General features: G+C 63.1%; 19 protein-coding genes and 4 tRNA genes. 22 read left to right on the top strand and 1 reads right to left on the bottom strand.

The features are described from left to right. The first annotated feature begins 6 nt into the window (after positions 1 to 6). From menD to H9627_RS04180, 4 genes are all read left to right on the top strand, one after another. Complete coding sequence (gene menD / locus H9627_RS04195; protein WP_191732754.1) at positions 7 to 1,638, top strand: 2-succinyl-5-enolpyruvyl-6-hydroxy-3-cyclohexene-1-carboxylic-acid synthase; 1,632 nt, start codon at positions 7 to 9, stop codon at positions 1,636 to 1,638. After that, the gene (locus H9627_RS04190) at positions 1,639 to 2,076 is read left to right on the top strand and encodes a DUF3592 domain-containing protein (protein WP_191732753.1); all 438 of its coding nucleotides are present in this window, start codon (positions 1,639 to 1,641) and stop codon (positions 2,074 to 2,076) included. A 116-nt stretch (positions 2,077 to 2,192) separates the two neighbouring features. Next, positions 2,193 to 3,422, top strand: a complete 1,230-nt coding sequence (locus tag H9627_RS04185) for a glycosyltransferase family 4 protein (RefSeq protein WP_225213449.1) — start codon at positions 2,193 to 2,195, stop codon at positions 3,420 to 3,422. A gap of 54 nt (positions 3,423 to 3,476) precedes the next feature. Continuing rightward, positions 3,477 to 4,169 carry a demethylmenaquinone methyltransferase gene (locus H9627_RS04180; RefSeq protein ID WP_191732751.1) on the top strand — a complete coding sequence of 231 codons (693 nt, stop codon included), beginning with the start codon at positions 3,477 to 3,479 and terminating at the stop codon, positions 4,167 to 4,169. Between the two features lie 13 nt (positions 4,170 to 4,182). Here H9627_RS04180 and H9627_RS04175 read toward each other — a convergent pair whose 3' ends face one another. Further along, on the bottom strand, positions 4,183 to 5,478 hold the full coding sequence (locus H9627_RS04175; RefSeq protein ID WP_191732750.1) for a geranylgeranyl reductase family protein: 1,296 nt from the start codon (positions 5,476 to 5,478) through the stop codon (positions 4,183 to 4,185). Positions 5,479 to 5,630: 152 nt separating this feature from the next. Here H9627_RS04175 and H9627_RS04170 point away from each other — a divergent pair, with 152 nt between their 5' ends. The 18 genes from H9627_RS04170 (at position 5,631) to H9627_RS04085 (ending at position 25,873) form a co-directional block, all read left to right on the top strand. Then, positions 5,631 to 6,683: a polyprenyl synthetase family protein gene (locus tag H9627_RS04170; RefSeq protein WP_191732749.1), complete on the top strand. Its 1,053-nt coding sequence runs from the start codon at positions 5,631 to 5,633 to the stop codon at positions 6,681 to 6,683. 113 nt (positions 6,684 to 6,796) lie between these two features. Then, positions 6,797 to 6,879, top strand: a tRNA-Tyr gene (locus H9627_RS04165). A gap of 564 nt (positions 6,880 to 7,443) precedes the next feature. Next, positions 7,444 to 7,516: transfer RNA gene (locus H9627_RS04160), tRNA-Thr, on the top strand. Positions 7,517 to 7,571: 55 nt separating this feature from the next. Continuing rightward, positions 7,572 to 7,643: transfer RNA gene (locus H9627_RS04155), tRNA-Met, on the top strand. 151 nt (positions 7,644 to 7,794) lie between these two features. After that, a tRNA-Trp gene (locus H9627_RS04150) sits at positions 7,795 to 7,867 on the top strand. Positions 7,868 to 7,893: 26 nt separating this feature from the next. Next, the gene (secE, locus tag H9627_RS04145) at positions 7,894 to 8,223 is read left to right on the top strand and encodes a preprotein translocase subunit SecE (protein WP_191732748.1); all 330 of its coding nucleotides are present in this window, start codon (positions 7,894 to 7,896) and stop codon (positions 8,221 to 8,223) included. A 225-nt stretch (positions 8,224 to 8,448) separates the two neighbouring features. Then, a complete protein-coding gene (gene nusG / locus H9627_RS04140) occupies positions 8,449 to 9,375 on the top strand; it encodes a transcription termination/antitermination protein NusG (protein WP_191732747.1) in 927 nt (308 codons plus the stop codon). A gap of 334 nt (positions 9,376 to 9,709) precedes the next feature. Beyond that, on the top strand, positions 9,710 to 10,147 hold the full coding sequence (rplK, locus tag H9627_RS04135; protein WP_191732746.1) for a 50S ribosomal protein L11: 438 nt from the start codon (positions 9,710 to 9,712) through the stop codon (positions 10,145 to 10,147). A gap of 127 nt (positions 10,148 to 10,274) precedes the next feature. Continuing rightward, positions 10,275 to 10,985 carry a 50S ribosomal protein L1 gene (gene rplA, locus H9627_RS04130; RefSeq protein ID WP_191732745.1) on the top strand — a complete coding sequence of 237 codons (711 nt, stop codon included), beginning with the start codon at positions 10,275 to 10,277 and terminating at the stop codon, positions 10,983 to 10,985. A 513-nt stretch (positions 10,986 to 11,498) separates the two neighbouring features. Continuing rightward, positions 11,499 to 12,644 carry an ABC transporter permease gene (locus H9627_RS04125; protein ID WP_191732744.1) on the top strand — a complete coding sequence of 382 codons (1,146 nt, stop codon included), beginning with the start codon at positions 11,499 to 11,501 and terminating at the stop codon, positions 12,642 to 12,644. Beyond that, positions 12,641 to 13,318 (top strand): ABC transporter ATP-binding protein, encoded by a 678-nt coding sequence (locus H9627_RS04120; RefSeq protein ID WP_191732743.1) that lies wholly within the window; start codon positions 12,641 to 12,643, stop codon positions 13,316 to 13,318. Before H9627_RS04125 ends, H9627_RS04120 begins: the two co-directional genes overlap by 4 nt. Before the next feature lie 9 nt (positions 13,319 to 13,327). Continuing rightward, on the top strand, positions 13,328 to 13,915 hold the full coding sequence (locus H9627_RS04115; protein ID WP_225213448.1) for a TetR/AcrR family transcriptional regulator: 588 nt from the start codon (positions 13,328 to 13,330) through the stop codon (positions 13,913 to 13,915). 27 nt (positions 13,916 to 13,942) lie between these two features. After that, complete coding sequence (locus H9627_RS04110) at positions 13,943 to 15,364, top strand: phytoene desaturase family protein (RefSeq protein WP_318247752.1); 1,422 nt, start codon at positions 13,943 to 13,945, stop codon at positions 15,362 to 15,364. Between the two features lie 315 nt (positions 15,365 to 15,679). Further along, a complete protein-coding gene (rplJ, locus tag H9627_RS04105) occupies positions 15,680 to 16,195 on the top strand; it encodes a 50S ribosomal protein L10 (RefSeq protein ID WP_191732742.1) in 516 nt (171 codons plus the stop codon). 76 nt (positions 16,196 to 16,271) lie between these two features. Then, entirely contained in the window at positions 16,272 to 16,655 is a 384-nt protein-coding gene (rplL, locus tag H9627_RS04100; protein ID WP_191732741.1) for a 50S ribosomal protein L7/L12, read from the top strand. A 176-nt stretch (positions 16,656 to 16,831) separates the two neighbouring features. Beyond that, positions 16,832 to 17,839, top strand: coding sequence for a DUF3068 domain-containing protein (locus H9627_RS04095; RefSeq protein WP_191732740.1), 1,008 nt, complete (start codon positions 16,832 to 16,834; stop codon positions 17,837 to 17,839). Between the two features lie 454 nt (positions 17,840 to 18,293). Beyond that, positions 18,294 to 21,791: a DNA-directed RNA polymerase subunit beta gene (gene rpoB, locus H9627_RS04090; RefSeq protein WP_191732865.1), complete on the top strand. Its 3,498-nt coding sequence runs from the start codon at positions 18,294 to 18,296 to the stop codon at positions 21,789 to 21,791. Between the two features lie 80 nt (positions 21,792 to 21,871). Continuing rightward, positions 21,872 to 25,873 (top strand): DNA-directed RNA polymerase subunit beta', encoded by a 4,002-nt coding sequence (locus H9627_RS04085; protein ID WP_191732739.1) that lies wholly within the window; start codon positions 21,872 to 21,874, stop codon positions 25,871 to 25,873. The last annotated feature ends 115 nt before the right edge of the window (positions 25,874 to 25,988 follow it).

Below are 25,988 nucleotides of genomic sequence, written 5' to 3'. Positions count from 1 at the left end.
GTTTCCATGTCCGTCACGTCTGCACAGGAACTTGCCCGCGAAGTCATCGAAGCCCTCAGCCCCCACATCACTGACGTGGTGTTATGCCCGGGTTCGCGTAACTCACCGTTGTCGCTCGAGGTGCTCTCCCGGGAGGACCTGCGCGTGCATGTGCGTATCGACGAGCGCTCCGCCGCGTTCCTCGCCCTGGGGATGGCGCGCGTCCAGCGCCGTCCGGTGCCGGTGATCATGACCTCCGGCACCGCGGTGTCCAACTGCCTGCCGGCGGTCACCGAGGCCGCCCACGCCCACATCCCGCTGCTGGTGGTCTCCGCGGACCGCCCCGCACACCTCATCGGCACCGGGTCCAGCCAGACCATCGACCAGACCGCCATCTTCGGTGCCCTGGCACCGACCGTCACGGTGGCCGCCCCCGAGCACGTCGGACGGATCGGCCAGGCGTTGGGGAACGGGGCGTCGCAAAGCCCACGACACATCAACGTCGCACTCGACATGCCGCTGGTGGCACCGGACCTGCCCGAGCCGCATGGGGAGCCGGGCCCGGTGGACTGGGAGCAGCGCTGGGTGGATCACGGGGTGGTCGATGTGGATCTCTCCCGCAACACACTGGTCATCGCCGGTGACGAGGCCTGGGAGATCGAGGAGCTCGCCGAGGTGCCCACCATCGCCGAACCCACCGCCCCGGTCGCCTACCACCCGGTGCACCCGCTGGCCGCGGAGTTCCTGCTCAAGGAACAGGTCTCAGCCGAGGGGTATGTGGTCAACCCCCGTCCCGATCATGTCATCGTGGTGGGGCACCCCACCCTGCACCGCGGTGTGATCAAACTGATGACGGATCCCAGCATCGAACTGACCGTGCTGTCGCGCACCGATGTCATCACCGATCCCGGCCGCTGCGCCGACCGGGTGGGGTCCCGCGTGAAAGTTACCGGTGAGCAGCAGAAACAGTGGCTGAAGATCTGCGACGCCGCCTCCGACCTGGCCGCCGAGGGCGTGCGCGAGGTGCTGGCGAAGGAGGACCACGGCTTCACCGGTCTGCATGTCGCCGCGGCGATCGCCGATGGACTGGGCACCGGGGACACGGTGTTCTGCGCCGCCTCCAACCCGATCCGCGATCTGAGCATCGTCGGCCTGCCGTTCGCCGGTGTGGATGTGCACTCCCCGCGCGGCACCGCCGGCATCGACGGTTCCGTCTCCCAGGCCATCGGCACCGCACTGGCCATCCAGTCCCGCCACCCCGATGAGATCCGGGCCCCGCGCACCGTGGCGCTGCTCGGGGATCTCGCGTTCGTCCATGATGTCGGTGGTCTGCTCATCGGCCCTGATGAACCACGGCCTGAGAACCTCACCATCGTGGTGGCCAACGACAACGGCGGCGGCATCTTCGAACTCCTGGAAACCGGCGCCCCCGGCCTGCGCTCCCGCTTCGAGCGGGCCTTCGGCACCCCGCACGACGTCAACATCTCCGACCTCTGTGATGCCTACGGCGTTGACTACCGACGCGCCAACACCCTCCAGGAACTGCTGATGGAACTGGAGGACACCATCGAGATCCCCGGGTTCACCGTCATCGAGGCGCTCACCGTCCGCGACACCCGCCGCGCCCTGCAGCGCGAGCTCACCGCGAAGGTCCGCTAGGTGGAGTGGGGGAGAATCCGGCGTCGGGCACGCCAGGCGGTGATCGCCCTCTACATCGCCGCCATCCTGGGCTGTGGCGCCCTGGTGATCGGCCCGTTCCTCAACGACCGCACCATCGCCGCCGACCCCGGACGTGCGCTGGCGGAGGTCACCGATGTGGGAGCCTTGCGCACCACGGTGGATTTCCAGGATGAACACGGCATCTTCCACTCCCCGGCCACCGGTCTGCTCTACCCCACGGGACTGGGGGAGGGGCAGCGCGTCTGGGTCACCTACGCCACCACCGACCCCACCCTGGTCAAGGTGGAGGGCCGCGAATGGACACTGTCAATCATCCCGGCGCTCAGCGTTGCAGGTGTGGCAACACTGATCGCAGGGTTATTATGGGTGGCAGCCGGGCTCCTCGGACGACACTCCAGGGATCCGGCCAGCCTGTGACAGCGGGCCGGTTAAGGGGGAATTCACCCTCCTTGATCCAAGAATTAAACAAAGTTCTCGATAAAGCCATCCAGGGTTCACCGCCCCGGTGGTAAGACATGGAGATAATCAGACGCATGCGTGTAGCAATCGTTGCAGAGTCATTCCTCCCGAACGTCAACGGAGTCACCAACTCGGTCCTCCGCGTATTGGAGTACCTGGCTGCCAACGGCCACGAGGCGCTTGTCATCGCGCCGGGTGCCCGGGAGTTCGAGGAGGAGATCGGTGAATACCTCGGCTTTGAGATCGTCCGTGTCCCCACCGTCCGGGTCCCCCTCATTGATTCCCTCCCCATCGGTGTGCCGCTGCCCTCGGTGACCACCGTGCTGCGTGAGTACAACCCGGACATCATCCACCTGGCGTCCCCCTTCGTCCTCGGTGGGGCCGCCGCGTTCGCCGCCCGGCAGCTGCGCATCCCGGCCATCGCGATCTACCAGACCGATGTCGCCGGGTTCTCCCAGCGCTACCATCTGGCACCGCTGGCAGCCGCCAGCTGGGAATGGATCCGCACCGTCCACAACACCTGCCAGCGCACGCTCGCACCCTCGTCGATGAGCATCGATGAGTTGCGTGAGCACGGCGTCAACGACATCTTCCACTGGGCACGTGGCGTGGATTCCGAGCGGTTCCACCCCTCCAAGCGCAGCGAGGACCTGCGCCGCAGCTGGGATCCCACCGGGACGAAGAAGGTCGTCGGTTTCGTCGGTCGGCTCGCCTCGGAAAAGGGTGTGGAGCGCCTGGTCAGCCTGTCGGGTCGCGAGAACATCCAGCTGGTCATCGTCGGTGACGGCCCCGAGGCCAAGTACCTGCGCGAGATGATGCCGGATGCCATCTTCACCGGTGCGCTCGGTGGCGAGGAACTGGCCCGCACCTACGCCTCCCTGGACCTGTTCGTCCACCCCGGTGAATTCGAGACCTTCTGCCAGGCCATCCAGGAGGCCCAGGCCTCCGGAGTGCCCACCATCGGCCCCCGTGCCGGCGGCCCCATCGACCTCATCGATGACGGCGTCAACGGTCTGCTGCTGGACGTGGTGGATTTCAAGGAGAAACTGCCCGCCGCCGCGGAGTGGATCCTCGACGACACCCGCCACCGGACCATGTGCCTGGCGGCCCGCGAGGGGGTGCGCCACAAGAGCTGGAACGCCCTGTGCGAGCAGCTGTTCCAGCACTACACCGATGTGGTGGCACTGTCCCGCCGCATCCCCCTGACCTTCTTCGGCCCCAACGCCGAGGTCACCCGGATGCCACAGTGGGTCGCCCGCATGCTCGGCGTGCGCGCGGAGGTTCCCATCCGGGTCGAGGTGTAATCCGCCCGGCCCTCGGGCGTTGTCCTGCGTCGCTGGTGGCATAGACTGTTGAGCGTGGCTAAGGCATCTCTAGACAAGGACCCGTTCGACGTAGCGTCAATGTTCGATGACGTCGGAGACAAATATGACCTCACCAACACGGTGCTGTCCTTCGGGCAGGACCGCGTGTGGCGCAGACGCACCCGGGAACGTCTGAATCTCAAACCGGGGGAGAAGGTCCTCGACCTCGCCGCCGGCACCGCGGTGTCCACCGTGGAACTGGCCAAATCAGGTGCCTGGTGTGTGGCCTGTGACTTCTCCCAGGGCATGCTGGCCGCCGGCAAGGACCGCAATGTGCCCATGGTGGTCGGCGACGGCATGACACTGCCCTTCGCCGACAACAGCTTCGATGCTGTCACCATCTCGTATGGTCTGCGCAACATCCATGACTTCCGCGCCGGGCTGCGAGAGATGGCACGCGTGACCAAACCCGGCGGACGCCTCACCGTGGCGGAGTTCTCCACCCCGGTGATCCCCGTGTTCGGCACCCTGTACAAGGAATACCTCATGCGCCTGCTGCCCAAGGTGGCACGCGTGGTCTCCTCCAACCCCGAGGCCTACATCTACCTCGCCGAATCCATCCGCGCCTGGCCCGACCAGGAGGACCTGGCCCGGGAGATCAACGCCAACGGCTGGTCCGAATGCGGCTGGCAGAACCTCACCTTCGGCATCGTGGCCATGCACTCGGCCATCAAACCGGAGGATTAGGAACTCACAGGGCTCACAGGGTTGAATTCCACAGTGGGGTTCCCCTGCGGGCGGCGCTGACAGTGCTGCCCGCCAGGCGCCATCCCCGGGCGAGGATGTCCTTATCCTCCTCGGTGATGAGGTTGCCCATGAGCCGGGCAGCCGCCGGCATGGCCACCTTCTTCAACGGGCCCCGGAAGGCCAGCGGGCCCATCGCGGGCAGGAACGCCGGGTAGGTCAGCAGCCTGGCTGCGGTACGCGCCAGCACGAAGGCCTCACCGTAGTGGGTCTTCAACACATGGGGCCACACCAGGGTGATATCGCGCCGGGGGTACGCGTGGATGAGCTCCACGGCAAGCTCAGCGGTTTCCAGCCCGTAATCGATGCCCTCACCGTTGAGCGGATTCACACACGCCGCGGAATCACCGATGAGCATCCAGTTCGGGCCAGCCACATTGGAGACGGCCCCACCCATCGGCAGCATCGCCGAGGCGACATCCTGCTCCGGGCCCAGCTGCCATTCCTCCCGCTGCTGGGAGGCGTAGAAACCCAGCAGTTTCTTCGTGTTGACCTTCGCCGGGCGCTGATCGGTGGACAGGGCACCACACCCCAGGTTCACGGTGCCGTCACCCAGGGGGAAGATCCACCCGTACCCGGGCTGGACGGTGCCCGGCTCATCGCGCAGCTCCAGGTGGGAGTGGATCCACGGTTCCGTGGAATCAGGCGAGGTGCAGTACGAGCGCGCGGCGATGCCGTAGACCTCCCCGCGGTGCCAGATCCGGCCCAGTTTCTTACCGAAGGTGGAACGCACCCCATCGGCCACGATCACATGGTTGGCCTTGACGGTGCGCCGCTGGCCGTTGTGGTTGATCTCCACCGCGTCCAGTCGCGCGCCGTTGAACACCGGTGTCTCTGCGGTGGCGTTCTCCCAGGTGGTGACCTCGGGATGGGACCGGGCCAGCTCGAAGAGGAGATTATCGAAACTCGCCCGGGTCATCGCGGACCCACGGGTCCCGAACACCGACTCGGGCCAGGGGGCCTCCACCGATCCGCCGAAACCGTGCAGTTTGAGGCCCCTGTTGGAATAGGTTGAGGTCACCTGCTCGGCTACTCCGAGTTTCTCCAGCTGGTGCACGGCGCGTGGGGTGAGACCATCCCCGCAGGTCTTGTCGCGGGGGAAGGAGGAGGCGTCGATAAGCAACGTCGACAGGCCCCGCCGGGCGGCGTACACCGCCGCCGCCGACCCCGAGGGCCCACCACCGACCACGAGAACATCGACGGACAGGGAGGCAGAGGAGGACACACCGGAAGATACAGACACGCATTCCATTGTCGCAGGGGGCAGTGGGTGAAAGCCACCCCAGGGTGCTTTAGGTCCCTGCTGTCGACTACGGTTAAACGGAAAGCTATAACGTCCATTTTCTGGTATCCCCGGGTTATCTACCGGCGGGAACCACCCACGATCACCAAAGGTAGCGATGAATGAGTAGCGGCCGAACCGTTCCAACCCGTTCCCACGGGCTCGGACAAGAAGGTGCGTCAGGAAACAACGCATCTCAGGTCGAGTTTGGTGACCCGGCGCTCACCGCCAGGATCGACACGGCAATGCAGCAGGTCGAGGACCGCCTGCTGAGGGAATTGTCCATCGGGGAGGACTTCCTCGTGGACAAGGTCACCCACCTCGCCAGGGCCGGCGGCAAACGCTTCCGCCCCATGTTCGCGCTGCTGGCCTCCGAATTCGGTGCCAAACCACTCAGCGACAACGTGATCAAGGCCGCGGTGGTCGTGGAGATCACCCACCTGGCCACCCTCTATCACGATGACGTGATGGATGAGGCCACCATGCGCCGCGGGGTTCCCAGCGCCAACTCCCGGTGGGACAACTCCGTGGCCATCCTCGCCGGCGACATCCTCCTGGCCCACGCCTCCCGGCTGATGAGCCAGCTCGGCATGGAAACCGTCGCCCACTTCGCCGAGACCTTCGGTGAACTGGTCACCGGCCAGATGCGTGAGACGGTCGGTGCCCGCGGTGGTGACCCCGTTGACCACTACATGAAGGTCATCCGCGAGAAGACCGCCGTGCTCATCGCCTCCGCCGGGTTCCTCGGCTCCATGCACGCCGAAGCTACCCCGGAACACGTGGATGCCCTGAAGAAATTCGGCGCGGCCGTGGGCATGATCTTCCAGATCGTCGACGACATCATCGACATCTTCTCCGAGACCGCCGAATCCGGCAAGACCCCCGGCACCGACCTCCGCGAGGGCGTGTTCACCCTGCCCGTGCTCTACGCCATGCGTGAACAGACCGAGGTGGGCGCCCAGCTGCGCGAGATCCTCACCGGGCCCATCGAGGACGACGACACCGTCAACCGGGCCCTGGACCTGCTGGCGCGTTCCGGTGGCCGCAGTGAGGCGCTTGCCGACGTCCACCGCTACATGGACATCGCCAACGCCGAACTCGACCGTCTACCCGACAATTCCGTCAAGGACGCCCTGCGCAACCTCGCGATCTTCACCGTGCAGCGCGTCGGCTAGACCCGGCTGGTCTAGGCGGCTTGCGATTGACCCGGGTTTAACCCCTGTGACCTGCCGATTTGCCTTAACGCACACTGTTCATAGTAAAGTGTGTAGCGCACCAAGCAGTGCATGCCAGATTGCCCGAGCGGCCAATGGGAGCGGACTGTAAATCCGTCGGCTTGCGCCTACGTAGGTTCGAATCCTACATCTGGCACAGATAACACCCACCGAAGTTACTTCGGTGGGTGTTTTTTGCATTCCCCGGGGTGGCTGGCGGCGGGACGGTTGGCAAAAACCGTTGTTTTGCGATGGGCTTCCTGGGGTTTTGACCGTGCCGGACCCACAAACCAACAGTTTTTGTCACGGGGTGCTGGGGGATCGTGGGCGCCCTTGCGCGGTGGTGATCGAAATCGTTGGTTTGCGAAACCCGTCCTGGGGTTATGTGGGGCCACCACCGACAAACCAACGAAAACGTTCACGGGACCACGTTCCTGGGGCATTCTCCAGCCCTTCATAGGTAGGACTGCCGGAGATACCAGCTGTTGCCCTGGTGGGCGACGTGGCGCCCGCGCATCGGGCTCAGGATGGGGCCTTCGGAGGGATCTGCGGGCCATATCGCTGGGTGTGCGCGGTACTGCGTGTTTTAAGCGAGTTTTAGGGTGCTAAGAAATGCACTCTAACCTGCGGATTTGTGTTGTGTGAACGATTCGGGTTAATGTACTTAAGGCTTCAACGGAGCGGGGCAAAGCAAAAGCCTCCGAATCCTAGAGAAGCCGATGCCCCCTTAGCTCAGTCGGTAGAGTGTCTCCATGGTAAGGAGAAGGTCAACAGTTCGATTCTGTTAGGGGGCTCAATTGTTTTTCTCCAGCTGCACCCAATCGGTTCATCGTGGGGATGAACAATAATGGCGGTGTAGCTCAGTGGTAGAGCAAGCGACTCATAATCGCTGTGTCGCGAGTTCAATTCTCGCCATCGCTACTGCGAAAATTAAACCCCGCATGGTTTCGCTGAATTCCATGTGGGAGTTATTTCGCTAAAACCCGGATATCTTCAGTTTTACCGGTCATGTTACATGCGTAACCGGATACTTCTGGTAGTGTTATCCGTGCTGCAGAACACTGTGGCGCATAGGGGCGTAGCTCAATTGGCAGAGCAACGGTCTCCAAAACCGTAGGTTGCAGGTTCAAGTCCTGTCGCCCCTGCAAGATTTTTCAACCTGAGGAGTGCCTTGAGCGACGATCAGAACACCGGTGCAAGTGAAGCTTCACGTCCCACTGGTAAACGTCAGCTGTCGGGTGTCTCCACCGCCTCGTATGAGGCGAAGCGCGCTCCCGCCGTCGCGGCCTCGGCTCCTGCCAAGGACGCGAAATATGGTGGGGGCGTTGTCAGTTTCCTGCCCGAGGTGGTCACCGAGGTCCGCAAGGTCATCTGGCCCACCGCGCGCCAGATGGTCACCTACACCATCGTGGTACTGGTCTTCCTGGTCATCCTCACCGCTCTGGTTTCTGGTGTGGATTTCATCGCAGGCCTCGGAGTTGAGAAGGCCCTTACTCCCTAGGTAAGGTAGACAACACAATCTTTAACATCCCGCTGGTTCCCGCAAGGAACCGGCGGGATGATTCTTTATCCCAACCCCCGGTCCGTGCTGGGTCGGTGAATGTCAACGGGGTGTCCGGGCAGTAGCATGGACCCCAGGAGCGTTACCCAGCGCCTGCGCTGCCCGACGGTATCTCGGCAGTGGGGTCGGGAATTGTGAAACATACATGTTTGGAGAACACGCAAGATGAGCGAAGACAACAACAACGAGTTCGCTGAGGAGTTCGCAGTGGAGGAGCAGGCCGTCCAGGACGCCGACCTCGAGATCGGCGAGGGCTTCGATGAGGTGTTCGGCGAGGAGACCCCCGACGAAACCCCCGAGGAAACCTTCGACGAAACTTCCGAGGAGGCAACCCCGGAGGCTGAGCCTTTCGCCGAGGTCCCCGCTGAGGAGGCCGAGGTTGCCACGGATGATGTGGCACAGGCCGCCGCAGCGCTGGGTGACACCGGTGAGCAGGACGCCGATGCGGAGTACAAGGCGCGTCTGCGTCAGTTCACCCGCGATCTGAAGAAGCAGCCGGGTTCCTGGTACATCATCCAGTGCTACTCCGGTTACGAGAACAAGGTGAAGGCCAACCTCGATATGCGTGCCCAGACCCTCGAGGTCGAGGAGGACATCTACGAGGTTGTCGTCCCCATCGAGCAGGTCACCGAGATCCGCGACGGCAAGCGCAAGCTGGTCAAGCGCAAGCTCCTGCCGGGTTATGTCCTGGTCCGCATGGAGATGAACGACCGCGTCTGGTCAGTGGTGCGTGACACCCCGGGTGTCACCAGCTTCGTGGGTAATGAGGGCAACGCCACCGCCGTCAAGCACCGCGATGTGGCCAAGTTCCTCATGCCGCAGGAATCCGCTGTTGTTGCCGGCGAGGCAGCCCCGACCACCGCCGAGGGCGAGCAGGTTGTGGCCATGCCCACCGACTCGTCGTCGCAGAAGGTCACCGTGGACTTCCATGTCGGTGAGGCTGTCACCATCCTCACCGGTGCGTTCGCCTCGGTGTCCGCGACGATCTCCTCCATCGATGTGGAGAACCAGAAGCTTGAGGCGCTGGTGTCCATCTTCGGTCGTGAGACCCCGGTTGATCTGAAGTTCGATCAGGTCGAGAAGATCAGCTAACCTCCGTTCACCGCACACCCCCTGGGAGCTCTCCCAGGGGGTGTCGTCGTCGCAGGGGTGCGCCCGCCGGCGAGCTTGACGACGGGCGACAGTGGCGGCGTCGATAAGCACCCGAAAAGCACTTTTGGTTTGTGGGTCCGCTGCGGGTAGAGTGGACAACCGCATGTTTTTCGGCATGCATTCATACGTTCATCCCCGGTGGCCCGGTTACGTGACGATCCAATGACGACCTCAGAGCAGGCCTGTTGGTAGCGGCACCGAGCATCCGGACGGCAGCGCCCATGGGGTTTCATCGTCCCAGGTGCGAGCCGGTAACAAGGAAGCAGGTCCAACGATGGCTCCCAAGAAGAAGAAGAAGGTCACAGGCCTCATCAAGCTGCAGATCCAGGCAGGACAGGCCAACCCGGCTCCTCCGGTCGGCCCCGCACTGGGTGCCCATGGTGTCAACATCATGGAATTCTGCAAGGCCTACAACGCCGCCACCGAGAACCAGCGTGGCAACGTGGTCCCAGTTGAGATCACCGTCTACGAGGATCGCTCCTTCGATTTCAAGCTGAAGACCCCACCGGCAGCCAAGCTGCTGCTGAAGGCCGCAGGCCTGCAGAAGGGCTCCGGCGTTCCTCACACCGACAAGGTCGGCAAGGTCACCATGGCTCAGGTCCGTGAGATCGCCGAGACCAAGAAGGAAGACCTCAACGCACGCGACATCGACGCCGCTGCCAAGATCATCGCCGGCACCGCCCGCTCCATGGGCATCACCGTCGAGGGTTAATTCCGAGGGTTAATTCCTCAACCCGCACCCCACCCGGTAAACGGGGCGGGGTGCACCCCATAACTTTTCCTGTGGCAGGGCCAGCTCCGGCCCGCAGACCACAAATTCCGCGAAAGGGAATTACACAATGAGCAAGAACTCCAAGGCGTTCCGCGAAGCCGCCGCCAAGATCGACGCCGGCCGCGAGTACACCCCACTGCAGGCTGCAGAACTGGTCAAGGAGACCTCCTCCAAGAACTACGACCCGTCCATCGACGTGGCCATCCGCCTCGGCGTTGACCCCCGTAAGGCTGACCAGCTGGTCCGCGGCACCGTCTCCCTGCCCAACGGCACCGGCAAGACCGTCCGCGTCGCCGTCTTCGCTGCTGGCGAGAAGGCAACCGAGGCTGAGGCCGCTGGCGCTGACTTCGTCGGCACCGACGAGCTCGTCGAGCGCATCCAGGGTGGCTGGACCGACTTCGACGTCGCCATCGCAACCCCGGACCAGATGGCCAAGATCGGCCGCATCGCCCGCGTCCTGGGCCCCCGTGGTCTGATGCCGAACCCGAAGACCGGCACCGTCACCAACGATGTCGCCAAGGCCATCGAAGAGGTCAAGGGCGGCAAGATCTCCTTCCGCGTTGACAAGGCATCCAACCTGCACGCCGCCATCGGCAAGGCATCCTTCGACGCCAAGGCACTGGCTGAGAACTACGGCGCACTCATCGATGAGCTCGTCCGTATCAAGCCTTCCTCCTCCAAGGGCATCTACCTGAAGAAGATCACCATGTCTTCCACCACCGGCCCAGGTGTTGCAGTGGACACCCACATCACCAAGAACTACACCGCCGAGGCATAAACCTGCCCCGACGGATCGGTTCTGTACCGGTTCTCCGGTTCTGACTGACGCCCTTTCTTCCCCATGCGGGGAGGGAGGGGCGTCTTTTCGTGCCCGGGTTGAACGACATCGTTGGTTTGTGGGAGGTGTCCTGGGGTTTTGTTGATGTGGGGCGGGTAAACCAACGATTTCGTTCACGGGGGCGCGGGGTGGAGGGGGTGACTGGCAAAAACTGTTGTTTTGCAAAACCCATCCTGGGGTTTTGCCAGCGCCGCACCCACAAACCAACAGTTTTTGCCATGGAGCCCATTCCAGGCACCCTCGCCCCTCGGCCTCCCGCGTGCAAGTTGTGATGTCCCCCTCACCTCGCTCACCGCAACCTGCGCAAACCCAGTGGCACCCCGGGAAAACCAGCGCCCAGGCCACAACGCGAATAGAGTTACCGACACAGCGTTGTTAAGATATCGACACAGCGTCGATAAGTTTATTTCGGGTCGGCGTTCACACCCCCGATACCACCTGGAGTACATTTCCATGTTTCTAGCCTGGCGCGACATGCTCTTCGCGCGCACCCGATTCCTGCTCATGGGCCTTGTCCTGGGCCTGATGTCCATCCTCATCGTCATCATCTCCGGCCTGACCGCCGGTCTGGTCAATGACGGAGTCTCCGGTCTCAAGGCCCTTGATGCGGATGTCATCGCCTTCGAGGACGGCACCCAGACCGATTCCGCCTTCACCCGTTCGGTGGTGAACCTGGATGACACCGACACCCTGGCCGCGGTTGACGGCGTGGAGGAGGCCACCCCGATGGGGTTGTCCCTCATCAATGCCCGCAATCAGGAGGGCGCCCCGATCGATCTCACCCTCGTGGGCGTGGAACCTGATTCCTTCATTGCCCCGGAGGGCCTGCCCGCCATCAACGCTGATCGCGTCCCGGGGCAGCCGACCATAACCACGCGTGAGACCATCGTCTCCGGCACCCTCGAGGATGCCGGCATCTCCATTGGTGACACCATCACCGTCGACCGTCTGGAGACCGAGTTCGTCGTCACCGGTTTCACCGATGATCAGCGCACCTTCGGTCACGTCGATCTTGCCTATGTCCCGCTGGATACCTGGCAGGAGGTCCATGCCGGTGCCCGCGCAGGTGAGGCACCCGCCGACTACGCCTACGGGCAGGCATCGGTGATCGTCGCCAAGGCTTCCGGCACGGACACCGACGCGCTCTCGGCTGACACCGGCCTTGACGTGCGCACCCTGGAGGAGAGCTTCGGTTCCTCACCGGGTTACACCGCGGAGACCATGACCCTGTCCATGATCGAGTGGTTCCTCTACATCATCACCGCGCTGGTCACCGGCGCCTTCTTCCTGGTCTGGACCATCCAACGTTCCGCCGATATCGCCGTGATGCGCGCGATCGGCGCCACCCGCGGGTTCCTCCTGCGCGACAGCCTCGGTCAGGCCGTGGTCATCCTCGCGCTGTCCATCCTCGTGGGTGTGTCGCTCGCGGTGGGGCTGGGTCTGTGGCTGGAGACCACCCCGATGCCGTTCTCCACGGAATGGGGTTCCGTCCTGGGCGGTGCCGCCATGCTCTTTGTCTCCGGACTCATCGGCGCGTTCATCGCCGTTTACCGAGTCACCCGAACCGATCCGCTTTCTGCCCTGGGAGAGAACCGATGACCACGCCCGCACTCATTCTTGACAATGTCCGCGTCAGTTATGGCGACGGCGACTCGCAGGTCCATGCCCTCGACGGGGTCTCCCTGCAGGTCAACCGTGGTGCATTCGTCGCCATCGTGGGCCCCTCGGGGTCCGGTAAATCCACCCTCCTGGCTGTGGCCGGCGCACTGACCACCCCGAACTCCGGCGATGTGCAGGTGGCGGGGGAGTCCATCACGGGCCTGTCCGACAAGGAGCTCGCGCGCGTGCGCCGTGAGCACATCGGGTTCGTCTTCCAGTCCTCCGGCAATCTGCCGTCCGCCCTCAAGGCGCGCGATCAGCTGGAGCTGGCGGCCCGGATCCTGGGTCGTCGCGGTCGCCGCAGCAACGATGAGCTGCTCGACGCCGTCGGGATGTCCCACCGCGCGGATCACCGTCCGGCGACCCTGTCCGGTGGTGAGCGTCAGCGCATCGGCATCGCCCGCGCCCTGGTGGGCGGGCCGGACCTGCTGCTTGTCGACGAACCGACCGCCGCCCTCGACCGCAACCGAGCCCATGAGATCGTGCGGCTGCTGGCCCACGAATGCCACGAACTCGGTGTCGCTGGCGTCATGGTCACCCACGACCTCGAAGTGATCGAGCACTGCGACCGCGTCTACGACATGGTCGATGGCCGGCTCACACCCAGGGATTAAGCTCATGGCATGCCTAGGATAAACCAGCCATCAGTCCCGGAGCACCGGGCCGCCCAGCACCGGGCCGTGCTTGATGCGGCGGAGCGGTTGATCGTCGACAGTGATGGGAAGGTCCCCACCATCGCCGAGGTGGCCGCCGAGGTCGGGTTGGCACGTTCCAGCGTCTACCTCTATGTGGCCTCCGGTAAGGATCTCATCATCCAGTTGCTCCTGCAGGCCATCCCGGCCTGGTTGGACAGCCTCACCGCGGAACTCGACCGCGTGGGGTCCGACCCGGCGGAGCGCCTGGCGGCGTATGTCCGGGTCACCCTGAAACTGTTCGTGGAGGGGTCCCACGGCCCACTGATGTCCGCGGCCAGCACCCTGCCTGAGACCTTCACCGATGAACGGGTCCAGGAATCACACAACGGCCTGGATCCGGCACTGCGGGAACTCCTGGGCGATGAGGTGGAGACGGTCCGCCCCCTGATCGACGCCATGATCCACCGCGGTGCGGAGTTGATCAACCAGTCCCAGGCGGAGTTCGATCAGATCGCCGACATCCTCCAGCGGATGGCCCGCGCCGCGGTGAACCCACCCTGGGGTGCCCGACCCTGATCGCGGGGGAAAGGTAGCGTAGGTGGGGTGACGAAGCATCCTGAGAGAAAACGCCGTGCAGTGGTCGTGGGGTCGGGTCCGAATGGATTGACAACAGCATGTCTCCTCGCCCGTGAGGGCTGGCAGGTCGACGTGTATGAACAGGGCAGCCGTCCGGGCGGTGCGGCCCGATCCGCCCCCGTGCTGGGGGAGGGGACCATCGTGGATATGGGTGCCGCCGCCCACCCGTTCGGCATCGCCTCGCCGGTATTCAAAGACCTCGATCTGCAGGCACACGGCCTGGAGTGGGCGCATTCACGCTACGCCATGGCGCACCCCCTCGACGACGGTCGCGCGGCGTTTCTCAGCCGTGGTCTTGACACCACCGCCACCCAGCTGGGTGAGGACGCCTCCCGGTGGCGACAGGTCCACGGCCTGGTCACCCGGGGGTTGGACAAGCACCTGGAAAACGTCCTGGGGCCGGTGCTCCGCTTCCCGCCGCACCCGGTGAAGATGGCCACCTTCGGTGCGCTCGCCCTGCTGCCCGCACGCACCCTGGCCCGCGCCGCCTTCGAGACGGAGGAGGCCCGGGTGTTGTTCTCCGGGTCCGCGGTCCATGCCATCACCCCGCCGGCGCAGCCCCTGACCGCCTCCTTCGGTCTGCTCTTCGGTTCCCTGGGGATGGTGCACGGCTGGCCGGTCGCGGTCGGCGGCACGCAGAGCGTGGTGGATGCACTGGTTCGCGTCCTGGAGAGTTTCGGCGGCACCATCCACACGGATCACCCGGTGGAGGATCTGCGCGAGTTCTCCGATGCCGACGCGGTCGTGCTCAACCTCACCCCGGCCCAGGTATCCCGGCTCAAGGGTGTGGAACTGTCCCACCGTGCGTCCCGGATCATGAAGAAGTGGAAGTACGGACCCGGGTCCTACAAACTCGACATCCTCCTCGATGGCCCCATCCCGTGGTCGAATCCCGAGGTGGCGGATGCCACGACCGTGCACGTGTGCGGTGGACTGGACGAGATCCAGCTCGCCGAATCCGAGGCCGCGGCGGGCCGGCTGCCGGAGAAACCCTTCGTGCTGGTCTGTCAGCAGCAGGTGGCCGACCCCTCCCGCGGCCCGAGGGACGCCACGGTGGTCTGGGCCTATGCCCATGTGCCACAGGGATTTGAGGACAAGCAGGCCACCACACGGATCCTCCGGCAGATCGAACGTTTCGCCCCCGGTTTCCGGGACCGTATTCTCAAGGTGGTGGAGAACAGCGCGGTGGATCTGGAACAGTGGAACCCCAACCTGATCGGCGGCGATGTCGGCGGTGGCGCCACCGCTGGCATCCAGGCCCTGCGTCGCGTGCCCTACAAGCTGGGGCCGGGACTGTACATGGCATCCTCCTCCACCAGTCCCGGTGGCGGTGTGCACGGCATGTCCGCTGACTGGGTGTTCAAACGGATTCTGCGCGATTTCTCCTGACCCCTGTCGACGATTTGGTATGAGAGATCGTGTGGTATAAAGTCAGAGTCCGAAGTTTGAACAACCTTTAATCCGGTTGTATTCAAGGTTCACCGAAGACCGTTGGTCATCCGCTCACGCGGATCGAAGGTTTCCATATCTGTTGGAACGGCCCACGCAGGAGACACTTTGACGCCTTAGGTTCCCTTACGTGGAATATGATGCGCCCTGTGCTCTTGCACGGGGCTTTTTTCATGAGTTGATCCCTGCCGGGACCTACTCATGGTGGAGGTCCCGCGGATCAGTAGACACACATAAGAGGAAGGAGGCGAAGTAATGGCAAATCCAAAGAACGAAGTAGCTCTGGCAGAGCTCAAGGCACAGTTCGCTGAGACCGATTCCATCGTTCTCACCGAGTACCGTGGCCTGACCGTGGCTCAGACCACCGAGCTGCGTCGCGCACTGGGTGACGATGTCCAGTACTCCGTCGCCAAGAACACCCTTGTTAAGATCGCCGCTCAAGAAGCTGGCGTCGAGGGCCTTGATGATCTCCTGACCGGTCCGACCGCTGTTGCCTTCATCAAGGGTGAGGCTGTCGATACCGCAAAGGTGCTGAAGAAGTTCGGCGACGACAACAAGGCATTCGTAGTCAAGGGTGGCTACATGGACGGCAATGCCCTGACCGCAGATCAGGTCAAGGCAATTGCTGAGCTGGACAACCGCGAGACCACTCTTGCGAAGCTTGCCGGCGCCATGAAGGGCAACTTGGCAAAGGCCGCAGGCCTGTTCAACGCCCCCGCTTCCCAGGTCGCACGCCTCGCAGCTGCGCTCCAGGAGAAGAAGGACGCTTAAGTCGCCCCACCAGGCGCAACAGTTTTACCCCACACTTTTACGGGCGTGAAGACGCCCCAACAGAAAGGACGCCATCATGGCTAAGCTCACCAAGGACGAGCTCATTGAGGCTTTCAAGGAAATGACCCTCATCGAGCTCTCTGAGTTCGTCAAGGAATTCGAAGAGGTCTTCGAGGTCACCGCTGCTGCTCCGGTCGCCGTTGCTGCTGCAGGTGCCGCTGGCGCTGAGGCTGCTGTCGAAGAGAAGGACGAGTTCGACGTCGTTCTCGAAGACGCTGGCGCCAAGAAGATCGGCGTGATCAAGGTTGTCCGCGAGCTCGTCTCCGGCCTGGGCCTGAAGGAAGCTAAGGAGCTCGTCGAGGGCGCACCGAAGGCTATCATCGAGGCTGCAAACAAGGAAGACGCTGAGGCTGCCAAGGCTAAGCTCGAAGAGGCTGGCGCAAAGGTCACCCTCAAGTAAGAACCTTCTTACACGCATCTTCTACGATGCCTGGAACCCCGTTTCCGCGATTTCTATCGTGGCAACGGGGTTTTCCCGTTATCCCACCGGCGGGGTTGGCTACGGGCGGTGGAGACCGGCGTCGTAAAGCTCCGTCCCGTTAAGGAACGCCGCAGGCCTGAGGTAACATCGACCGCATGCTGCCTAAAACCAGGATCTTCTCCGCGCTCCTGCTCGGAATTGGTGTGGCACTGATCGTGTGGGGGCTTGTGGCCCCCCGCTTTGTGCACGCTGATGGTCGACTGCCTCTGGACCTCGAGGCCACCACCTACACGCTGACCGACGATGATGGTCAGACCCTGCTGAACTCGGATCCCGAGGCCGGGCTGGTCACCACCCCGATCACCCGGCAGCTGCACTTCCAGGTGATGGACCCCGCCGATGCGGACCGGGCGACCCTGCGCGTCGGCGACACCCTCCTGCACGGCGTGGAGGGTGTTGACGGCAATGATCAGGAGCGGTTGCTGTCGGCCTCCGTGTACAACTTCCGGGTGGACCGTTTCACCGGTGAGATCCTCTCCGAGATGGCCGTGACCAGTCAGCTCGCCAGCCCCACCCTCAACTACGAGGTGGAGGGGATCTGGTTGAAGTTCCCCACGGACGCCGAGGCCACCTCCTACCCGGTGCTGGACACCACCCTCCGGCAGGCCCGCCCGGCTGACTTCGTCGAATCCACCGAGGTCGACGGGCGCACCATCATGCACTACCGGCAGGTGATCGAGAAGGCGAATGTGGCGGAGTCCTTCGCGGATCCCTCCAACACCACCACCCTGACCCGTGAGGACGGCGGCACCACCACCGGATACCTCTACCATGATGTGGTACGAGACTTCTGGGTGGATCAGCGCACCGGCCTGATCGTGGACATGAACGAGCGCATCGACGACTTCTACGGGGACCGCACGGGGGAGAAGTACGATCAGGTCCTGCTGTTCGACGGGGCGATCTCCGATGGGCAGGTCAGTGACCTCATCACGCAGGCCGCCGACATCCCGGTGGGGGAGTCGGCGCGGACCGCCAACACCATCGGCATCATCGTCGGAGGCGTCCTCGCGCTCATCGGATTGGCGGGCAGTTTCGGGCTCTTCGATCGCGCGCGTCGACGCCGGTCACGGGGCACGGACCGGGTTTCTCCGCAGGTCTGATACCTGTTATGTCCCTGGTATTTCAGTGCCCGAATTGCGAAAAACCCCCGAATGTTTGTTAGGGTGCCTAAGTGAAAGAGATGTTGGGATCTCCGGGAAACGCCAGAGTGCTGTAAATCACCGGTAGCTGACCGTCAGGCGCAGGCGTGAAAAACGTCCGCCGGGTATGCTCGCCGATAGCACGGGAGGCACCGGAGGAAAAATGTCCCTCTTTACTTTCGTATGACTGTGGTATAAGCTGAGTCGTTGCGTTGGAATCCGTCTCTCTTTTTCGTCTGGATGATGCCCGAGACCTTGATCAAAATGGTTGGAAAAACCGATTTGACAAGGTCATTCAGTGTTATCTGAGGCCATATGGGACTCGGTTTCCTCAGCAGACCAATTGCTCAAAAATACCAGCGGTTGTGATGAGCATACGGGCCTTGACCAGCCCGATGTGATTCACCCGCGTGAGGTGCTGGAAGGACCCATCTTGGCAGTCTCCCGCCAGACCAAGTCAGTCGTCGATATCCCCGGTGCACCCAAGCGTTACTCCTTCGCGAAGGTGTCCGCGCCCATCGAGGTGCCCGGGCTACTAGATCTTCAACTCGATTCCTTTTCCTGGCTGATCGGCACGTCTGAATGGCGTGCACGTCAGCAGGAGGAGTTCGGCGAGGGAGCCCGCATCACCAGCGGACTCGAGAATATTCTCGAGGAGCTCTCCCCAATCCAGGATTACTCTGGAAACATGTCCCTGAGCCTCTCGGAGCCACGCTTCGAGCCCGTCAAGAACACGATTGACGAGGCCAAGGAAAAAGACATCAACTACGCGGCACCACTGTATGTGACCGCGGAGTTCGTCAACAACACCACCGGTGAGATCAAGTCCCAGACTGTCTTCATCGGCGATTTCCCGATGATGACCGACAAGGGAACCTTCATCATCAACGGAACCGAGCGTGTTGTGGTCAGTCAGCTCGTCCGCTCGCCGGGCGTGTACTTCGACCAGACCATCGACAAGTCCACCGAGCGTCCACTGCATGCCGTGAAGGTGATCCCTTCCCGCGGTGCGTGGCTGGAGTTCGACGTCGACAAGCGCGATTCCGTCGGTGTGCGCATCGACCGCAAGCGTCGCCAGCCCGTCACCGTGTTGCTGAAGGCACTGGGCTGGACCACCGAGCAGATCACCGAGCGCTTCGGCTTCTCCGAGATCATGATGTCCACCCTGGAGTCCGACGGTGTCGCGAACACCGACGAGGCACTCCTGGAGATCTACCGCAAGCAGCGTCCGGGCGAGCAGCCCACCCGCGACCTTGCGCAGTCCCTCCTGGACAACAGCTTCTTCAAGGCCAAGCGCTACGACCTGGCCAAGGTTGGTCGTTACAAGATCAACCGCAAGCTGGGCCTCGGCGGCGACAACGACGGCCTGATGACCCTCACTGAAGAGGACATCGCCACCGCCATCGAGTACCTCGTCCGCCTGCATGCAGGTGAGCGTGCCATGACCTCACCCACCGGTGAGGAGATCCCGGTGGAGACCGACGACATCGACCACTTCGGTAACCGTCGTCTCCGTACCGTCGGTGAGCTGATCCAGAACCAGGTCCGCGTCGGCCTGTCCCGCATGGAGCGCGTCGTCCGCGAGCGCATGACCACCCAGGACGCGGAGTCCATCACTCCGACCTCCCTGATCAACGTGCGTCCGGTGTCCGCAGCCATCCGCGAGTTCTTCGGAACCTCGCAGCTGTCCCAGTTCATGGACCAGAACAACTCGCTGTCGGGTCTGACCCACAAGCGTCGTCTGTCGGCTCTCGGCCCGGGTGGTCTGTCCCGTGAGCGCGCCGGCATCGAGGTGCGAGACGTTCACCCGTCCCACTACGGCCGCATGTGCCCGATTGAAACCCCGGAAGGCCCGAACATCGGCCTGATCGGTTCCCTGGCGTCCTACGCCCGCGTGAACCCCTTCGGTTTCATCGAAACCCCCTACCGTCGTGTTGTCGACGGCAAGCTCACCGAGCAGATCGATTACCTGACCGCCGATGAGGAGGACCGCTTCGTTGTCGCCCAGGCGAACACGCACTACGACGAAGACGGCCGAATCACCGATGAGTCCGTGACCGTTCGTCTGAAGGACGGTGACATCGCCATGGTCGCCCGCAATGCGGTTGACTACATGGACGTGTCCCCACGTCAGATGGTCTCCGTGGGTACCGCGATGATTCCGTTCCTTGAGCACGATGACGCCAACCGTGCCCTCATGGGTGCGAACATGCAGAAGCAGGCCGTGCCGCTGGTCCGCGCCGAGGCCCCCTTCGTGGGCACCGGCATGGAGCTGCGCGCAGCCTACGACGCAGGCGATCTCGTGATCACCCCGAAGGCCGGTGTGGTGGAGAACGTCACCGCCGACATCGTCACCATCATGGACGATGAGGGCAAGCGCGACACCTTCGTGCTGCGTAAGTTCCAGCGCACCAACCAGGGCACCAGCTACAACCAGAAGCCACTGGTCAACCAGGGCGACCGCGTTGAGGCCGGCCAGGTCCTCGCCGATGGTCCGGGTACCTTCAACGGTGAGATGTCCCTGGGACGTAACCTGCTCGTGGCATTCATGCCGTGGGAGGGTCACAACTACGAGGATGCGATCATCCTCAACCAGAACATCGTCGAGCAGGACATCCTGACCTCGATCCACATCGAGGAGCACGAGATCGATGCCCGCGACACCAAGCTCGGTGCCGAGGAAATCACCCGTGACATCCCGAACGTCTCCGAGGAGGTCCTCAAGGACCTCGACGAGCGCGGCATCGTCCGCATCGGTGCGGACGTCCGCGACGGCGACATCCTGGTCGGTAAGGTCACCCCGAAGGGTGAGACCGAGCTGACCCCGGAGGAGCGCCTGCTGCGCGCCATCTTCGGTGAGAAGGCCCGCGAGGTCCGTGACACCTCCATGAAGGTTCCACACGGTGAAACCGGCAAGGTCATCGGTGTCCGCAGGTTCTCCCGCGAGGACGACGACGATCTGGCCCCGGGTGTCAACGAGATGATCCGTGTCTACGTTGCCCAGAAGCGCAAGATCCAGGACGGCGACAAGCTCGCCGGCCGCCACGGCAACAAGGGTGTCGTGGGCAAGATCCTGCCACAGGAGGACATGCCCTTCCTCCCGGACGGCACTCCGGTCGACATCATCCTGAACACCCACGGTGTTCCACGTCGTATGAACATCGGTCAGGTCCTGGAGACCCACCTGGGTTGGCTGGCAGCTGCCGGCTGGTCCGTGGACCCCGAGGACCCGAAGAACACCGAGCTGGTCAAGACCCTGCCCAAGGAGCTTTACGACGTTCCCGCCGGCTCACTGACCGCCACCCCGGTGTTCGACGGCGCCTCCAACGAGGAACTCGCCGGACTGCTCGCCAACTCCCGCCCGAACCGTGACGGTGACGTCATGGTCAACGCGGACGGCAAGGCCACCCTCATCGACGGTCGTTCCGGCGAGCCGTACCCGTACCCGGTCTCCATCGGTTACATGTACATGCTCAAGCTGCACCACCTGGTGGATGAGAAGATCCACGCCCGTTCCACCGGCCCGTACTCCATGATCACCCAGCAGCCGCTCGGTGGTAAGGCGCAGTTCGGTGGACAGCGATTCGGCGAGATGGAGGTGTGGGCGATGCAGGCATACGGCGCTGCCTACACCCTGCAGGAACTGCTCACCATCAAGTCTGATGACGTGGTCGGTCGTGTCAAGGTCTACGAGGCAATTGTCAAGGGCGAGAACATCCCGGATCCGGGTATCCCGGAGTCCTTCAAGGTTCTCCTCAAGGAGCTCCAGTCGCTCTGCCTGAACGTGGAGGTCCTCTCCGCCGATGGCACGCCGATGGAGCTCGCGGGCGACGACGACGACTTCGATCAGGCAGGCGCCTCACTGGGCATCAACCTGTCCCGTGACGAGCGTTCCGACGCCGATACCGCATAGCAGATCAACCAACCGCTAGAAATCAAGCCAACATCCCCCGGGAACCATGAAGAAGGTACCGGGGGGAAAGGGAGTTTTACGTGCTCGACGTAAACGTCTTCGATGAGCTCCGCATCGGCCTGGCCACCGCCGACGACATCCGCCGCTGGTCCAAGGGTGAGGTCAAGAAGCCGGAGACCATCAACTACCGAACCCTCAAGCCTGAGAAGGACGGTCTGTTCTGCGAACGCATTTTCGGCCCCACCCGTGACTGGGAGTGCGCCTGCGGTAAGTACAAGCGCGTCCGTTACAAGGGCATCATCTGTGAGCGCTGCGGCGTTGAGGTGACCAAGTCCAAGGTTCGCCGTGAGCGCATGGGCCACATTGAGCTCGCCGCACCGGTGACCCACATCTGGTACTTCAAGGGTGTTCCCTCACGCCTGGGTTACCTTCTGGACCTCGCTCCGAAGGACCTTGACCTCATCATCTACTTCGGTGCCAACATCATCACCAGTGTGGATGAGGAGGCCCGTCACAGCGACCAGTCGACCCTGGAGGCAGAGATGCTTCTGGAGAAGAAGGACGTTGAGGCGGACGCCGAGTCCGAGATCGCCGATCGTGCCGAGAAGCTCGAGGAGGACCTCGCTGAACTCGAGGCCGCCGGAGCCAAGGCCGACGCGCGCCGCAAGGTGCAGAACGCCGCCGAGAAGGAGATGCAGCACATCCGCGAACGCGCGGAGCGTGAGATCGACCGTCTCGAGGAGATCTGGCAGACCTTCATCAAGCTCGCCCCGAAGCAGATGATCCGCGACGAGAAGCTCTACGACGAGCTTGTCGACCGCTACGAGGATTACTTCACCGGCGGCATGGGTGCAGAGTCCATCCAGACCCTCATCCGTGGCTTCGACCTCGACGCCGAGGCCGAGGAACTGCGCACCATCATCGCCGAGGGCAAGGGCCAGAAGAAGATGCGTGCCCTCAAGCGCCTCAAGGTCGTCGCTGCCTTCCAGCGTTCCGGTAACGATCCTGCCGGCATGGTGCTCAACGCCATCCCGGTGATCCCGCCGGAGCTGCGTCCGATGGTTCAGCTCGACGGTGGCCGTTTCGCCACCTCCGACCTGAACGATCTGTACCGTCGCGTGATCAACCGCAACAACCGCCTCAAGCGCATGATCGAACTCGGTGCCCCCGAGATCATCGTGAACAACGAGAAGCGCATGCTGCAGGAATCCGTCGACGCGTTGTTCGACAACGGTCGTCGTGGCCGTCCGGTCACCGGACCGGGCAACCGTCCGCTGAAGTCCCTGTCTGACCTGCTCAAGGGCAAGCAGGGTCGATTCCGTCAGAACCTCCTGGGTAAGCGTGTTGACTACTCGGGTCGTTCCGTGATCATCGTCGGCCCCCAGCTGCGTCTGCACGAGTGTGGTCTGCCGAAGCTGATGGCTCTGGAGCTGTTCAAGCCGTTCGTGATGAAGCGTCTGGTGGAAAACGAGTACGCCCAGAACATCAAGTCAGCCAAGCGCATGGTGGAGCGTCAGCGTCCGGAGGTGTGGGATGTCCTCGAGGAGGCCATCTCCGAGCACCCGGTGATGCTCAACCGTGCACCCACCCTGCACCGCCTGGGTATCCAGGCCTTCGAGCCGGTTCTTGTTGAGGGTAAGGCCATCCAGCTGCACCCACTGGCCTGTGAGGCGTTCAACGCCGACTTCGACGGTGACCAGATGGCAGTCCACCTGCCACTGTCCGCCGAGGCACAGGCTGAGGCACGCATCCTGATGCTGGCCTCCAACAACATCCTGTCCCCGGCGTCCGGTAAGCCACTGGCCATGCCACGTCTGGACATGGTGACCGGTCTGTACTACCTGACCCTGGATAAGGCCCCCGAGGAATTCGGTGGCCAGGGTGCCTACCAGCCAGCCGATGAGAACGGACCCGAGAAGGGTGTGTACTCCTCCTACGCCGAGGCCATCATGGCCTACGACCGTGGTGTGCTCGGCCTGCAGGCACCGATCAAGATCCGCCTGGACCACCTGCGTCCACCGGTGGATCGTGAAGATGAACTGTTCCCGGAGGGTTGGAACCAGGGTGACACCTGGCTCGCCGAAACCACCCTGGGACGCGTCATGTTCAACGAGATCCTGCCGTGGAACTACCCGTACCTCGAGGGCGTCATGGTCCGTAAGGGTGGCGGAGCCGACAAGATCATGCTCGGTGACGTGGTCAATGACCTCGCCGCCAGGTACCCGATGATCACCGTGGCGCAGACCATGGACAAGATGAAGGACGCCGGTTTCTACTGGTCCACCCGCTCGGGTGTCACCATCGCCATGTCCGACGTTCTGGTTCTCCCGAACAAGGATGAGATCCTCGACCGCTACGAAGCTGCAGCGCGACAGATCGAAACCAAGTACAGCCGCGGTAAGCTCACCGGCCGTGAGCGTTACGACCGTCTGGTCGAACTGTGGAAGGACGCCACCGACGAGGTCGGTCAGGCCGTCGAGGATATCTACCCCGACGACAACCCGATCCCGATGATCGTGAAGTCCGGCGCCGCCGGTAACATGCGTCAGATCTGGACCCTGGCCGGCATGAAGGGCATGGTGGTGAACTCGAAGGGTGACTACATCACCCGACCGATCAAGACCTCCTTCCGTGAGGGCCTGACCGTTCTCGAGTACTTCAACAACTCGCACGGTTCCCGTAAGGGTCTGGCCGATACCGCCCTGCGTACCGCCGACTCCGGTTACCTGACCCGTCGTCTGGTCGACGTGGCCCAGGACGTCATCGTCCGCGTCGAGGATTGTGGTACCCGCCAGGGTATCCGCGTCCCCGTCGCAGCCGAGGTCCTGGACGCCACCGGTGCGGTGTCCGGTTACACCCGCCATGACCTGATCGAGACCTCCGTGTCCGGTCGTGTCCTGGCAGGAGATGCCACCAACGCCGATGGTGAGGTCGTCCTCACCGCCGGTTCCGATCTGACCGAGCTGAACATCGACCTCCTCGTCGAGGCCGGTATCCAGCAGATTAAGGTCCGCTCCGTGCTGACCTGTCAGACCCCGACCGGTGTCTGCGCCAAGTGCTACGGCAAGTCCATGGCATCCGGCAAGCAGGTCGACATCGGAGAGGCTGTCGGCATCGTCGCCGCACAGTCCATTGGTGAGCCCGGTACCCAGCTGACCATGCGTACCTTCCACCAGGGTGGTGTCGGTGGCGACATCACCGGCGGTCTGCCCCGTGTCCAGGAGCTGTTCGAGGCGCGTGTTCCGAAGAACCTCGCCCCGATCGCCTCTGCGGACGGTGTCATCCACCTCGAGGATGAGGGTAACTTCTACACCCTGACCCTCGTTCCGGATGATGGCTCCGACAATGTCATCTACGACAAGCTGTCGAAGCGTCAGGGCCTGGCCTCGATCCGTGTTCCGATGGAACACAACCCGGCTGCGTTCATCGAGCGCACCCTGGCCGAGGGTGACCACGTCACCACCGGTACCCGTCTGCTGCGCGGTGCCGCCGCTCCGCATGACGTCCTGGAGGTTCTGGGTCGTCGTGGTGTGGAGCAGCACCTCATCGATGAGGTGCAGGCTGTCTACCGTGCACAGGGTGTGGCCATCCACGACAAGCACATCGAGATCATCATCCGTCAGATGCTGCGTCGCGGTACCGTCATCGAGTCCGGTTCCACCGAGTTCCTCCCCGGTTCTCTCGTGGACCTGTCCGAGGCGAAGCTGGCCAACTCCGAGGCGATCGCCAACGGTGGTCAGCCGGCAGAGCTGCGTTCCGAGATCATGGGTATCACCAAGGCCTCGCTCGCAACCGAGTCCTGGCTGTCCGCGGCCTCCTTCCAGGAGACCACCCGCGTGCTGACCGATGCCGCCATCAACAAGCGCTCGGACAAGCTGATCGGTCTGAAGGAGAACGTGATCATCGGTAAGCTGATCCCGGCCGGTACCGGTATCTCCCGTTACCGCAACATCTCCATCAAGCCGACCGAGGCAGCCCGCAACGCCGCCTACTCGATCCCGACCTACGGTGAGTCGATTTATGGTGACGATGGTTTCGGTGAATTCACCGGTGCCTCCGTCCCACTGGATGAGGCCTTCTAGAGCAAGGAAGACCCCCTCCGGCACAGAGTAATAACTGGTCGCTGAGAAGAACACCCCGCACGGATCATCCGGGCGGGGTGTTCTTTTTGTGTTCCATCCATGGAACACCCACGTT

Source organism: Corynebacterium gallinarum (genome assembly GCF_014837045.1).
GTDB classification, from domain to species: Bacteria; Actinomycetota; Actinomycetes; order Mycobacteriales; family Mycobacteriaceae; genus Corynebacterium; species Corynebacterium gallinarum.
The sequence above is the reverse complement of the archived record's forward strand: the minus strand, read 5'-3'. Positions and strand labels throughout refer to the sequence as shown.

What these genes read in the sequence shown, in the direction of transcription:
- menD (WP_191732754.1), top strand. Translation starts at nt 7, where the DNA reads ATGTCCGTCACGTCTGCACAGGAACTTGCCCGCGAAGTCATCGAAGCC.
- H9627_RS04185 (WP_225213449.1), top strand. Translation starts at nt 2,193, where the DNA reads ATGCGTGTAGCAATCGTTGCAGAGTCATTCCTCCCGAACGTCAACGGA.
- H9627_RS04175 (WP_191732750.1), bottom strand. Translation starts at nt 5,478, where the DNA reads ATGGAATGCGTGTCTGTATCTTCCGGTGTGTCCTCCTCTGCCTCCCTG.
- H9627_RS04170 (WP_191732749.1), top strand. Translation starts at nt 5,631, where the DNA reads ATGAGTAGCGGCCGAACCGTTCCAACCCGTTCCCACGGGCTCGGACAA.
- nusG (WP_191732747.1), top strand. Translation starts at nt 8,449, where the DNA reads ATGAGCGAAGACAACAACAACGAGTTCGCTGAGGAGTTCGCAGTGGAG.
- rplK (WP_191732746.1), top strand. Translation starts at nt 9,710, where the DNA reads ATGGCTCCCAAGAAGAAGAAGAAGGTCACAGGCCTCATCAAGCTGCAG.
- rplA (WP_191732745.1), top strand. Translation starts at nt 10,275, where the DNA reads ATGAGCAAGAACTCCAAGGCGTTCCGCGAAGCCGCCGCCAAGATCGAC.
- H9627_RS04125 (WP_191732744.1), top strand. Translation starts at nt 11,499, where the DNA reads ATGTTTCTAGCCTGGCGCGACATGCTCTTCGCGCGCACCCGATTCCTG.
- H9627_RS04120 (WP_191732743.1), top strand. Translation starts at nt 12,641, where the DNA reads ATGACCACGCCCGCACTCATTCTTGACAATGTCCGCGTCAGTTATGGC.
- H9627_RS04115 (WP_225213448.1), top strand. Translation starts at nt 13,328, where the DNA reads ATGCCTAGGATAAACCAGCCATCAGTCCCGGAGCACCGGGCCGCCCAG.
- rplJ (WP_191732742.1), top strand. Translation starts at nt 15,680, where the DNA reads ATGGCAAATCCAAAGAACGAAGTAGCTCTGGCAGAGCTCAAGGCACAG.
- rplL (WP_191732741.1), top strand. Translation starts at nt 16,272, where the DNA reads ATGGCTAAGCTCACCAAGGACGAGCTCATTGAGGCTTTCAAGGAAATG.
- H9627_RS04095 (WP_191732740.1), top strand. Translation starts at nt 16,832, where the DNA reads ATGCTGCCTAAAACCAGGATCTTCTCCGCGCTCCTGCTCGGAATTGGT.